The organism is Kerstersia sp. (assembly GCF_052103615.1).
Taxonomy (GTDB): Bacteria; Pseudomonadota; Gammaproteobacteria; order Burkholderiales; family Burkholderiaceae_B; genus Kerstersia.
Window position 1 is genome coordinate 34,476 of sequence record NZ_JBQEKA010000019.1, and the last position, 11,256, is coordinate 45,731.

General features: G+C 61.7%; 9 protein-coding genes. 4 read left to right on the top strand and 5 right to left on the bottom strand.

Annotation, left to right across the window (positions count from 1 at the left end):
* Window positions 1-2 precede the first annotated feature (2 nt).
* Together ACTJGZ_RS06800 and ACTJGZ_RS06805 are read right to left on the bottom strand one after the other, a co-directional pair.
* The gene (locus ACTJGZ_RS06800) at window positions 3-1,247 is read right to left on the bottom strand and encodes an MFS transporter (RefSeq protein WP_441662193.1); all 1,245 of its coding nucleotides are present in this window, start codon (window positions 1,245-1,247) and stop codon (window positions 3-5) included.
* Between the two features lie 5 nt (window positions 1,248-1,252).
* The gene (locus tag ACTJGZ_RS06805; RefSeq protein ID WP_441662186.1) at window positions 1,253-2,326 is read right to left on the bottom strand and encodes a class I SAM-dependent methyltransferase; all 1,074 of its coding nucleotides are present in this window, start codon (window positions 2,324-2,326) and stop codon (window positions 1,253-1,255) included.
* 135 nt (window positions 2,327-2,461) lie between these two features.
* On the opposite strand from ACTJGZ_RS06805, the gene ACTJGZ_RS06810 reads away from it, so the two are divergent.
* Window positions 2,462-3,466, top strand: coding sequence for a helix-turn-helix domain-containing protein (locus tag ACTJGZ_RS06810; protein ID WP_441662187.1), 1,005 nt, complete (start codon window positions 2,462-2,464; stop codon window positions 3,464-3,466).
* Between the two features lie 64 nt (window positions 3,467-3,530).
* Here the strand turns inward: ACTJGZ_RS06810 and ACTJGZ_RS06815 are convergent, their stop codons facing one another.
* Window positions 3,531-3,875 carry a DMT family protein gene (locus ACTJGZ_RS06815; protein ID WP_068371661.1) on the bottom strand — a complete coding sequence of 115 codons (345 nt, stop codon included), beginning with the start codon at window positions 3,873-3,875 and terminating at the stop codon, window positions 3,531-3,533.
* A 192-nt stretch (window positions 3,876-4,067) separates the two neighbouring features.
* Window positions 4,068-7,832 (bottom strand): trifunctional transcriptional regulator/proline dehydrogenase/L-glutamate gamma-semialdehyde dehydrogenase, encoded by a 3,765-nt coding sequence (putA, locus tag ACTJGZ_RS06820; protein ID WP_441662188.1) that lies wholly within the window; start codon window positions 7,830-7,832, stop codon window positions 4,068-4,070.
* Between the two features lie 110 nt (window positions 7,833-7,942).
* Here putA and ACTJGZ_RS06825 point away from each other — a divergent pair, with 110 nt between their 5' ends.
* The 3 genes from ACTJGZ_RS06825 (at window position 7,943) to ACTJGZ_RS06835 (ending at window position 10,390) form a co-directional block, all read left to right on the top strand.
* Entirely contained in the window at window positions 7,943-8,428 is a 486-nt protein-coding gene (locus ACTJGZ_RS06825; RefSeq protein ID WP_441662189.1) for an Lrp/AsnC ligand binding domain-containing protein, read from the top strand.
* A 190-nt stretch (window positions 8,429-8,618) separates the two neighbouring features.
* A complete protein-coding gene (locus ACTJGZ_RS06830) occupies window positions 8,619-9,770 on the top strand; it encodes an ABC transporter substrate-binding protein (RefSeq protein WP_441662190.1) in 1,152 nt (383 codons plus the stop codon).
* Between the two features lie 146 nt (window positions 9,771-9,916).
* Complete coding sequence (locus ACTJGZ_RS06835) at window positions 9,917-10,390, top strand: MarR family winged helix-turn-helix transcriptional regulator (RefSeq protein WP_441662191.1); 474 nt, start codon at window positions 9,917-9,919, stop codon at window positions 10,388-10,390.
* Window positions 10,391-10,472: 82 nt separating this feature from the next.
* On the opposite strand, the gene ACTJGZ_RS06840 is transcribed toward ACTJGZ_RS06835, so the two are convergent.
* Complete coding sequence (locus tag ACTJGZ_RS06840; protein WP_441662192.1) at window positions 10,473-10,967, bottom strand: MarR family winged helix-turn-helix transcriptional regulator; 495 nt, start codon at window positions 10,965-10,967, stop codon at window positions 10,473-10,475.
* Between the last annotated feature and the right edge of the window lie 289 nt (window positions 10,968-11,256).

Here is an 11,256-nt window from a genome sequence, read left to right on the forward strand (position 1 = left end):
GTTCAGTCATTGCGATCCAGCAGATCGCGGATGTTGTCGCTGACTTGTTGACGGACACGGAACGCCAGGAACAGAGCCAGCAACACGCCCAGCATCAGGGCAAGCAGCATGCTGAGCTGCCCGGCAGCGTCCAGCAGCAAACCCGCCAGTACCGGCACGCCGAGACGCACCAGGGTGAACAGCGTGGTCTGCAAGCCGTAATCGGCCGCATTCAGTTGACGACGGGTAAAGAAGTAGGTCAGACCGAACATCAGCGCGGATATCGCGCCCATGCTGGCGGCAATGCATAGGGCGCTGGCGATCAGCCAGCCTTGCCCCAGGCCAGCCCAGATACTGAAAGTCAGCAAGGCCAATGCCCCTAAAGCGGCGGCCAGGTAGCGGGTGATGGCGCGGGCGATTCCCATGGAACGGGCCAGCCGTCCGCCGATCAGGCTGAACAGGGCACCGATGACGCCGCCCAGAATGCCGACGATGAAGGCCACGCGCTCCATCTCCATCCCCTGATCCAGCATCAGCGGTTTGAGATATAGCCAGGCTGCGCCGATGAATGGAAAGCAGGTCAGCAGCAGCATGGACCATTGACGCGCTCCCGGCTGCTTGAAAAAACTGGCCCAGTCGGCCAGCACGCCATGCTCCGTCACAGGGGAAAGGTCGGAACGCGGCGTTTCCGCCCCGGCTTTGCGTAGCCAGGCAAAAGGCAGGCATCCGCACAGCAGGGCCAAGCCCATCAGCCAGAATGGCACCTGCCAGCCAAACCGCGCCTGCAGCAAGATCATGATGCCGCCGCCAATGATGGCCCCCAGGAACAAGGCGGCGGAACGGATGCTGCCGGCGCGCAGTTGCTCGCTGCGCGGCAAGCACTGAACGGCCAGCGCGTTCAAGGGAATATCCGCCCAGGTTGCGGCAATGCTGATGGCGAAGGTCAGCGCGAACAGCAGCCCGCGCTCTTCGATCAGGTTCTGCCTGCCAATGGCCCAATACAGCGCCAGCAAGCCCAGGCTCAGCAGCCAGAGCCAGTGCACCATTTGCCCTTTGCCCAGCCGGATGCGCTGCACCGGAATGGCAAACAGGAACTTGAACATGGCCGGCAGGGCTGCCAGTTGGAACAGGCCGATTTCCGTACCGCTCCAGCCGTGCTGACGCATCACCAGCGGCATGTCGAACATAAGATAAATACTGGGAATGGCCAGTACCAGATTCATCCAGCCGAACAGCAATTGCAGGCCAAAAAACCGTGAACGAATCATCGCGTTCACCCAGCTTTCCGGGCAATAACGGCTGTCACGGGGGCAACCGGGAACACCAACGCGCCGATCTGCTCGACCTCGCTGAACCCGGCCTGTTGCAGCAAGCTGGCAGTGTGCCCGGCAGCCAGAACGCTGCGGCCCTGCATACGCAGGTTCAGGTAATACTGGAGCACGGCCAGATCCGCCGCCTCACGGTTGATTTCCGCATGGCAGCAGACCAGCACGCCGCCAGGTGCCAAGGCATCATGCAAACGCGCCAGCAACGCCGGAATATCCTGGACGAAATGCAGAACCGACGAACACCAGATCATGTCGTAGTCCTTGCCGAAATCATCCTGGCCGACATCCCCCCCGACAGCCTTCAGCCGCTGCGCCAGCCCGGCCTGTTCAATATTCTCTTGAGCGACCTGCGCCACGGCCGGATATTCAAATATCACCCCGTGCCACTGCGGCCAGTGCTGCGCCAAAGCGATGGCAACCCACCCTGGGCCGCCGCCCAGATCCAGCAGCCTGCCTGGCCCGCGCCCTTGCTGCCAGCCGCCCAGCAAACGCAGCGCCGTTTCCGTCGTCACATTTCTTTGTTCCTGGCCGATATGCAAACGCGCCGCGTCGGCCCAGTTCTGCTGAATTTCCTCGGCGGACAGCGGCGGCCGCGCCGCCGGCTGGCCCGTCAATTGCTGATGCAGCCTGGCCCCTGCCTGCCGCAAGGTCTGATGACGAAAAAGCAGGGCATCGCCGCAGTAATGCGGCGAATCAGGATTCAGCCAGGGATCCATCTCAGGATGAGTGCGGTACAGATCGCCGCCATCGCTGCCCTGCTCCCGTTGCAGCAGGCCCATCCCCCACAGCAGCTCCAGCCAATAGCCCAGCCGGCGCGCCTCCATGCCCAGACGCTCGGCCAGCTCGGCGGCTGTCACCTTATCCTGCGTGCAGGCGAACAGGCGGCTTTGCAGCGCTTCCTGCAAGGCATCCGCGCTTAAACCGGCAAGCTGTATCTGCCAGAGCGACTGCAGGGCATGCGGCTGCGCAACGGCTGCCGAAGAGAAAGAAAACGGGGACTGCTGCAAAAGACCGGGCATAGGAATGAGGCGCCGATGAAAAGCGCTTTACGTTTATGAATCCGGTGTTTATGCTAATAAGAAAAAGTCTCATTTACTTATGAGAAAGGAAGCAATACCTATGCGAAACGCATCGGCTCGGTCTGGCGGGCAATCATGAGCAGGCACTCACTGGCTTGCCGTCTCGCGGCCCATGAGACCAAAACACAAGCGCAGCTGCAGGATGGACGGATGCGCGTCAGGCTGCCCGACGAGCTGGGTGACTGTGTCCACGACTTCATCACCCTGGAATCCGGCCTGGGCGTCGGCTGCCTGAGCTATCGCCCGGCAACCGCGCTGATTGAAGAAAGCAACACCATGCACCCGGGCCGCGTCATGGTGATAACGCTGGGCATGCAAGGCCGTTCACTCTACCGGGGTGAAGATAGAACCCGCCTGGAGTTCGCCGCCGGCCACACCACGATTTCCTCGTTCAGCGGGGTTTCTGGCGAGCGGCTTTATGAAGCCGGCGCAGCCGTCTCCCAACTGCGCGTGATCGCCAGCGAAACCCTGATCAGCAAATATGTCGGTGAAGACCGGGCTGGCCGCATTCTTGGCAACCACCAGTTGCGGCAACTGGCGTTTCGCAACAGCACGCCGGCCGCGATGAACCATGCCAAGGCCTTAATGAGCCATCTCAAGCCCACCCAGCAGGCGGTCTCAAAACTCGATTTGCATATTCACGCCCTGAGCCTGCTGAATGAGCAGTTCAATCTGCTGTCGCCGGAACATTACCGGCCCGCATCGCCCCTCTCGCCATCGGAAGCGGAGCGCATAGAACGTATTCGCGCCTTCATGACCGAAAACCTGGACAAATCCCTGACGCTGGATTTTCTCTCGGTCCAGTTCGGCATTGGCAAAGCCAAGCTGAAAGAAGGCATGCTGCACATGTACAACCAAACCCCGGGCGACTTGCTCTTGACGCTGCGCATGCGCAAAGCCATTTTGCTGCTGGAATCCGGCATGCCGGTGTCACAGGTCGCGTGGCTGGTCGGCTATCAATATGCCAATAACTTCACTGCTGCCTTTACCCGTTATTACGGTAAGTCCCCCAGGGCCATGTTCGGCTCGAAAACAGAGGCCAGCCTTCCCTGCAGCCAGCGCAAACCCAACACCGCATGAAACCGCCAGGCGCGACGGCTGATGACCGCCACGGCCCCTGGGAGACAGCCACCCGGCATGCGGCCTATAGCGGGCCCTTGAACACAAACCAAGCTCCCAAGGCAATGAAACCAAACCCCACCAGGTGGTTCAGCGTCAGGCTTTCCTTCAGATAGACCACGGAAAACACCGCGAAAACCGCCAAGGTGATGACTTCCTGGATCGTCTTGAGCTGCGCGGCGCTATAGACCGTATGTCCCAGGCGATTGGCTGGCACCGCCAGGCAATATTCCAGCAGCGCAATCCCCCAGCTGATGAGTATGACCTTGGCCAAGGGGCTGTTGGGAAACTTCAGGTGCCCGTACCAGGCGACCGTCATGAAAACATTCGAGGCCAGCAGCAGCAGAATGGGGATCAGTTTGGGTGCCATGACATACCGTCGCGCAATCATCGGGACGGATATTATGCCCCGCGCAGGCAGGCCATGACGGCCCCTGCAAGAGGCCCCTGCAAGAGGCCCCGGCAGCCTGGCTACCGGATGACGGCGCGATGGGGGCCCGGCGCGGCCCCGCAGACAGCGGGCAGGATGCCCGCCGTCTGCCAGGCCGCCGCGCCTGCCCGCTTATTCCATCGTCATCAGACTGGCGTTGCCGCCTGCTGCTGCCGTGTTCACGCTGAGCGCGCGCTCGATGACCAGGCGTTCCAGCGGGATATCCGCCACCCCTGGTTTCAGGCTGGTGATGCTGACAATGATGCCGTCGCGGCTGGCAATCTGCTGCTGCAATAGCAGCAAAGAGGCCTCGTCGCCATGGTGCAGGGCGGCGTCGAAACTGGCGCGCGCCAGGTCATCAGCCAGCAGCACGCTGCTGCGGACGTCCTGCGGCAGCTGTTGATGCAGGGCGCGGGCCACAGCGTCCTGGGCATGCCACACCATGCGGCTGCCGACAGCCAGCACGGCAACAAGCTGCGCAATATAGTCGCGCTCGGTAGCAGCCACACCCAGGACAGCCAGGCGCGGCAGCACGCTATACACGTTGTTCTCGCCCGTCGGGCCCGTCAGCGCATAGCTGTTGCCGCTGAAGAAAGCCATGGGTTCGCGCACCGGACGGACGGCAGGGTTCTGGCGCAGCCACTGCGCCAAGGCTTGCGCCGCTGCCGGCAGCGCTGCGCGCTGTTGCGCCGCCCCCGTGGCAAATGGCGCAGCCAGCGCCTTTTCCGGCCGCGCCGTCAGCAGACGGTACAGATAGAGCGGGCCGCCAGCCTTCGGGCCAGTACCCGACAGGCCTTCCCCGCCAAACGGCTGGACCCCAACCACGGCCCCGACAGTATTGCGGTTCACATACATATTGCCGACATGCGCCCCCGCGACCACATGCTCTATGGTTTCGTCGATGCGGGTATGCAGCCCCATGGTCAGGCCATAGCCGGTGTTGCGGATCTGGCTCAGCACGTTGTCCAGCTGGTCACGGCGGTAACGCACCACATGCAGTACCGGGCCGAACACTTCGCGCTGCAGATCGGCCAGGTCAGGCAATTCGATCAGGGTCGGCGTCACATAGGTGCCGTGCGCCGTGGCAGCGCCGCGAGTGGCTTCGCCCCCCAGGGACAGCTGATGCACCGGACGGCCCTTGGCGCGCAATTGTTCAATGTGGCGGTCGATATTGGCCTGGGCTTCGGCGTCGATCACCGGGCCGATATCATTGGCCAGCAAAGCCGGGTTGCCCAGGCGCAATTCGGCCATGGCGCCCTTGAGCATGGTGATGAGGCGGTCGGCCGCATCTTCCTGCACGCACAGCACGCGCAACGCCGAACAGCGCTGGCCGGCGCTATCGAAAGCGGAGACGATCACATCCTGCACAACCTGCTCGGTCAGCGCGGACGAATCGACGATCATGGCGTTCTGGCCACCGGTTTCGGCAATCAGCGGCACCGGCTGGCCATGGGCACCCAGGCGCTGGGCCAGGGTGCGTTGCAGAATGCGCGCCACTTCTGTGGAACCGGTAAACATCACGCCCTGCACCCGCGCATCGGCGGTCAGGCGGGCACCCACCACACTGCCATTGCCCGGCACCAGTTGCACGGCCGCGCGCGGCACGCCCGCCTGCCACAGCAGGCGCACGGCCTGGGCCGCTACCAGCGGCGTTTGTTCGGCCGGTTTGGCCAGCACGGTATTGCCCGCCGCCAGCGCCGCGACGACCTGGCCGGTAAAGATGGCCAGCGGGAAATTCCAAGGGCTGATGCACACCACCGGCCCCAGCGGGCGGTGGCTGCCATTATCAAACTGGCTGCGCGCCTGGGCCGCGTAATAGCGCAGGAAATCCACGGCTTCGCGCACTTCGGCGATGGCATTGGCGTAGGTCTTGCCGGCTTCACGCACCAGAATACCCATCAGCGGCTGGATTTCCGCTTCCATGGCATCGGCGGCGCGGTCCAGCATGGCAGCCCGCTCGGCCACCGGCACCGCGGCCCATTGAGGCGCGTAATCATGCGCGGCCTGCAAGGCGGCATCGACTTGTTCGGCGCTGGCGGCATGCACCGTGCCCACGGTATCGCGCAGGTCGGACGGATTGCGCACCAGTTCGGCGTCTTCCAGGCGGTCAACTTCCGCCGCCAGCATGGGGCGCGCCACCAGCGCCGCCTTGGACGACTCGCGCAGATTGGCCACCAGCTGTTCCAGCTGCTGCTCGTTGGCCAGATCCAGGCCGCTTGAATTGCGGCGGGCGCTGCCATACAGCTCCAGCGGCAGCGCAATGCCCTGGTGCGGCAAGCCCAGCGTCCCTTCGGCAGCCGCCATGGCCTCGATCAAGCTCACCGGGTCACGCACCAGCTCTTCCAGCGAAATACCCTGATCTGCCACCCGGTTCACAAACGAGGTGTTGGCGCCATTTTCCAGCAAGCGGCGCACCAGATACGCCAGCAGCGTCTCATGCGTGCCAACAGGCGCGTAGATCCGGCATGGGCGGCCCAGCTTGCCTTCGCTGGCCGGGCCCACCACCTGCTCATAGAGCGGCTCGCCCATGCCATGCAGGCATTGGAATTCATACTGGCCAGGCTGATAGCTTTCCGGGCCGGCCAATTCATAAATGGTCGCCAGGGTTTGCGCGTTATGCGTGGCGAATTGAGGATAGACCGCATCCGGCGCTGCCAGCAGCTTGCGCGCGCAGGCGATATAAGACAAATCGGTGTAGGGCTTGCGGGTATAGACCGGATAGCCGTCCATGCCGTCAATCTGGGCGCGTTTGATTTCGCTATCCCAGTACGCGCCCTTCACCAAACGGATCATCAAACGCTGTTCGCTGCGGCGCGCCAGATCCACCACATAGTCGATCACGAAGGGGCAACGCTTCTGGTAGGCCTGGATGACGAAACCGATGCCCTTCCAGCCTTTCAGCTCAGGCTCGAAACACAGGCGCTCCAGCAGATCCAGCGAAATTTCCAGGCGGTCCGCTTCTTCCGCGTCGATATTCAGGCCAATATCATATTGGCGCGCCAGGCGTGCCAGCTTCAGCACGATGGGATACAGCTCGGCCTGCACCCGTTCCACCTGCGCACGGCTGTAACGCGGGTGCAGCGCCGACAGTTTGATCGAAATGCCCGGGCCTTCGTAAACGCCGCGGCCATTGGATGCCTTGCCGATAGCGTGAATAGCCTGTTCGTAATCGTTCAGGTAACGCTGGGCATCGGCCGCTGTCAGGGCGGCTTCCCCCAGCATATCGTAGGAATAGCGGAAACCCTGCGTCTCCAGCGAACGGGCATGGCGCAAGGCCTCTTCCATGGTTTCGCCGGTCACGAACTGTTCGCCCATCATGCGCATGGCCATATCCACGCCCTTGCGGATCAAGGGCTCGCCGCCGCGGGCGATCAGGCGCCCCAGCGCAGCGCTCATGCCTTTCTCGCTATGCGTGGCCACCAGCTTGCCGGTCAGCATCAGCCCCCAGGCTGCCGCGTTGACAAACACGGAAGGGCTTTGGCCCACATGCTCTTTCCAGTTGCCGCCGCTGATCTTGTCGCGGATCAGAGCATCGCGTGTGGCCTTGTCCGGGATGCGCAGCAGCGCTTCCGCCAGGCACATCAAGGCAATCCCTTCCTGAGAAGACAGGGCGAATTCCTGCAGCAAGCCTTGCACCAGGCCGGCTTTGCCGGAAGCCGTCTTGCGCTGGCGCAATGCCGTCGCCACCCTGAGCGCCAGCGCCTGGGCGCGCCCGGACAGGTCTGCCGGCAGGCGGGCCCGCTCCAGCAGCCAGGGCACGGCTTCGGTTTCTGGGCGACGCCAGGCGGCCGTGATGGCAGCCCGCAAATCGGTTTGCGGCGCCAGCGGCGTCACATGGGAAAACGGGGCGCAGACCGGAGCAGCGGTAGCCGGAGCAACAGGAGCGGAAATGGACATTTGATCATCCAAAAAGGACAGGCGGATATCGCCAAATTTTTTGCTATTATCTTTGAAGATGAATAAAATTTTCCTCCATAAAACATATCCAAAATAGAGAAAAATTCAAAATGAGCACAGGGGAACATGAGCTTGACCGCATGGATATCCGTATCCTCGATCTTCTGCAGCAGGATGGCCGGATTCCCAATACCAAACTGGCTGAAGCTGTCTCTTTATCACCCACGGCCGTCCTGTCCCGAGTGCAGCGGCTGACGCGCGAAAATTACATTCTGGGCTACGAAGCGCGGCTCAATCCCCGCAAGCTGAAGGCCGGCATGCTGGTGTTCGTCGAGGTGCTGCTGGATCGCACCACGCCCAATGTCTTCGAGGAGTTCAAACTGGCCGTGCAGGACCGCCAGGAAATCATGGAATGCCACATGGTGGCCGGCGGCTTCGATTACCTGCTCAAAACCCGCCATGACAATATGGAAGCCTACCGGGATTTTGCCGGACGGGTGCTATGGCAACTCCCTGGCGTTCGCGAGACCCGCACCTATGCCGTCATGGAGGAAGTGAAAAGCTCCATGGCACTGGATCTGACCCATGCGTGGTAAGCCTCCGCCGCCCCGTGCGGCGCGGCAGGTGTGACCTGAAAAACAACTACCACTATGGAATCAATTTATTCCAAAGAATATACGCAACAATAAGGAAAACCCTTTATACACATCAATCTACGGGTTACTCCCATCGGTAAAACCGGGCCATATATTTATCATAATTAACAAAATAACCCGGAGACCCACCATGTTCGACACCAAGTTTCGCCCAGCGGCCTGGCTGGCAGCCTGCGCCAGCGCCATCGCGCTGCCCGCCGCCGCCGATATCACCATCGGCGTCGTGCTGCCGCTGACCGGCCCGACCTCTGCCCTGGGCCTGCAAGTCCAAAACGGCATCAAACTCTGGCCCGAGGAAATTGCCGGAGAGAAACTGAAGGTGATCGTCATGGACGATGCCACCGACCCGACTGTCGCCATCCGCAATACCCGGCGCCTGGTCACCGAAGATAATGTCGATGTCATTGTCGGATCGGCCGCCACGCCCATCGCGCTGGCCATGGTAGATGTGGCGCTGGAATCAAAGACCCCGCAGCTGGCGGTTTCGCCGCCCCCCATCCCGGCAGGCAAGGAGACCTGGAGTTTCCGCCTCGCGCCTTCGTCGGCGACCATCGCCGAAGCCATGTTCGACCATATGCAGCGCCAGGGCATCAAAACCCTGGGATTTCTGGGTTATACGGATGCCTACGGCGAATCCTGGCTGCAGGATGTCAGCAAGATGGCGGCCGATCATGGCATCCAGTTGTCCGCCGTCGAACGTTTCCAGCGCACGGACAATAGCGTGACCGGCCAAAGCCTGAAACTGGTCTCCGCCAACCCCGACGCCATCCTGATCGTCGCCTCCGGCTCCGGCGCCGCCATGCCGCACCGCGCCATGGTCGAACGCGGCTATAAAGGCAAGCTCTACCAAACCCATGCCGCGGCCAGCCGGGATCTGCTGCGCGTCGGCGGCAAGGCGCTGGAAGGCGCTTATGTCCTGTCGGGGCCAGCCGTCGTCGCGGAACAGTTGCCGGAAGACTTCCCTTCCAAGCAGGCAGCCATGGATTACGTGCAGCAATATGAAGCGCAGTACGGGCCTGGCACGCGCAATCAATTCGCGGCGCATGCCTACGATATCCAGGAATTGCTCAAGCACGTCATCCCCATTGCGCTGAAATCCGCCAAACCCGGCACGCCCGAGTTCCGCGCGGCGCTGCGCGATGCCCTGGAATCCTTGCCGGAACTGCCGGTTTCCCAAGGAATGCTCGACTACACCCCTGCCGATCACTGGGGCTTTTCCCCGAAAAGCACCGTCGTGCTGAAAGTCGTCAATGGCGATTGGCAGCTAGAACCCAGGGACTGAACCGACCGCCAGCCCCGCCTCCCTCCTGATCCCGGGAGGGAGCCTCCGGGCCGCCGCGATGGCGGCAGGATGAAAACACAGCGTTGATCCGTATTCTCTCCATACAACCGGGCCATAATATAGACCTGCGACAATCAAGGTCCGACATGAAAGAAAAAGACCCGCTCGTCCCCTCAAGCACCTCCACGCTGGATACCAGTTGCCTGCAACATGTCCTGGGGCACCAGCTTGCGATGGCCACGGCTCCCACACGCAAGGTATTCATCAAACATATCGGCCAGCCGCTGGATCTGCGTCCGGCGGAATTTTCCATGCTGCTCATCATTGCCCATAATGCGGGCGTCACGCAGAAACAATTGGCCCAGGCCCTGGCGCTGCCCGCCCCCAAGGTCACCGTGCTGCTGGATCGCCTCGGCGAGAAAGGCCTGCTGCTGCGGGAGCGCAATACCACCGATAAGCGCTCCATGCGTGTTCACCTGACGCCGGAAGGACAGGCGCTGGCCGAAAATGGGCACCAAATTTCCCTGCGCATGGAAAACGACTTGCTGCGCGGCCTGACGCAGGCCGAACGTTTCATGCTGCTGGAATTACTCAACAAAGTCGCCCGCCGCTCCCGCTGAACCTGCGCATGGCAGCATGCGCCCTCTTGCCGCCTCCGGCACTGCGCATGGTGCCCATTCCCGCTTTTCCTGACACTATCCCTCACCCGCGCCCTGGCGGCGCCACTTTTTCCAGCAAGCGCATCAGCTGCTGCCGTTCACCAGCTTCCAGGCGCTCGGCCAGCGCTGCCTCATACGCATCCATCTTGCGGCGCAAGGCATGCAGCTCCGCGCGCCCGGCCTGTGTCACGGCCAGCGCATAGCTGCGCCGGTCGCCCTGCACCGGGCAGCGCTGCACGAACCCCTTGGTTTCCAGGGCATCTATTACCTTGACCACACTGGCGCGGTTCACTTGCAGCTGTTCGGCCAGCACAGACTGGCTCATGCCGGGATGCGTGGCAATCAGCGATAGCGCGGTGATCCTGGCGGGAGTCAAAGCTTCCTGCCCGAGTATGCCAAACAATAATTCGTAAGAACGGACCTGGGCGCGCCGGAGCGCATACCCCAAGGCATCGTGGCACAAATCCAGCCCGGCCCCTGACTCGCCTGCCGCTGCCGGCGCAACCTTCTTGCTCACCACATCCATACTGGGCCTCACTCCCCTATCCAGGGCAAAACGCGAGGCCACATCCCCGCGCAGAAATTCATTAACAAAGAAAATCAAAAAACCATATGAACATGATGATTCATACAGAAAAAACTCGCCATTAAGGGAAAAACCTATGTCATTTTCACTCTGCATAGGCTTGCTTCCGCAAAGATGGCATGACAGACTGTTAGCCAGCATAATAATTAACGATCATAACTAAAAAACAAGATAAGCATCGTCAGGAGACAAGACAATGCCAACCCCGCGACAGACACCCCTGGTCACGCTGAGCATAGAT

Bases quoted from the DNA above. Each gene is read 5' to 3' on its own strand.
- ACTJGZ_RS06825 (WP_441662189.1), top strand. From the start codon at position 7,943: ATGAGCACAGGGGAACATGAGCTTGACCGCATGGATATCCGTATCCTC.
- ACTJGZ_RS06830 (WP_441662190.1), top strand. From the start codon at position 8,619: ATGTTCGACACCAAGTTTCGCCCAGCGGCCTGGCTGGCAGCCTGCGCC.
- ACTJGZ_RS06835 (WP_441662191.1), top strand. From the start codon at position 9,917: ATGAAAGAAAAAGACCCGCTCGTCCCCTCAAGCACCTCCACGCTGGAT.
- ACTJGZ_RS06810 (WP_441662187.1), top strand. From the start codon at position 2,462: ATGAGCAGGCACTCACTGGCTTGCCGTCTCGCGGCCCATGAGACCAAA.
- ACTJGZ_RS06815 (WP_068371661.1), bottom strand. From the start codon at position 3,875: ATGGCACCCAAACTGATCCCCATTCTGCTGCTGCTGGCCTCGAATGTT.
- ACTJGZ_RS06805 (WP_441662186.1), bottom strand. From the start codon at position 2,326: ATGCCCGGTCTTTTGCAGCAGTCCCCGTTTTCTTTCTCTTCGGCAGCC.
- putA (WP_441662188.1), bottom strand. From the start codon at position 7,832: ATGTCCATTTCCGCTCCTGTTGCTCCGGCTACCGCTGCTCCGGTCTGC.
- ACTJGZ_RS06800 (WP_441662193.1), bottom strand. From the start codon at position 1,247: ATGATTCGTTCACGGTTTTTTGGCCTGCAATTGCTGTTCGGCTGGATG.